This window comes from Vibrio sp. 1401, assembly GCF_033340295.1.
Genome location: NZ_JAWOWF010000527.1, coordinates 1 through 616, shown reverse-complemented (window position 1 = coordinate 616; position 616 = coordinate 1). Strand labels below are relative to the sequence as shown.

Genomic DNA, 616 nt, shown 5'->3' with positions numbered 1-616 from the left:
GGTTGACTCTAAAGCTTGGCACGGTTTCTTAGGGTTGCTTAAGAAATACCGCACTCAAAGGCCTATCAATGGCGCTATCGTAACAGTCAGCCTAGCAAGTGTGATGTCTCAAACTCGTACGGAGCGTAGCTTACATGCCAGATCAATAAAATCTCGCCTTCAGGAACTCAAAAATCAGTTGGGTATGCAATTCCCAATCTATGTTCTGCTGACGAAAATGGATCTGGTTGCTGGCTTTAATGAATTTTTTGCTGATTTAAGTAAAGAAGAGCGTGAGGAACTTTTTGGATTTATGTTCCCACGAGAAGTTGATGACGAACGTGGTGTTATTTCTCTATTCAATAAAGAGTTTCACGGCATGTTGGAGCGGCTCGATGCGCGCATGTTACGTATATTAGAAACTGAAGATGACTTAGAAAAGCGCACGCTAATATTCGAATTTCCAAAACAGCTGCGAGTTTTACAAGCAAACTTAGATGAGTTTTTGTCTGAGATATTTGCGCAGAACACGTTTGAAGAGCCAGCCCTTATTCGCGGTGTTTTCTTGCTTAGCTCTGTACAAGAGGGCATTCCTGTTGATCGACTGATGAGTGGATCAACTAATGGATTGGGACTA

Annotated in this window: 1 protein-coding gene; it reads left to right on the top strand. The window is 42.4% G+C overall.

What is annotated here, in order from left to right; translation table 11 throughout:
• The coding region (locus tag R7Z77_RS26635; RefSeq protein WP_318137206.1) for a type VI secretion protein IcmF/TssM N-terminal domain-containing protein at positions 1–616 on the top strand (616 nt) is incomplete at both ends.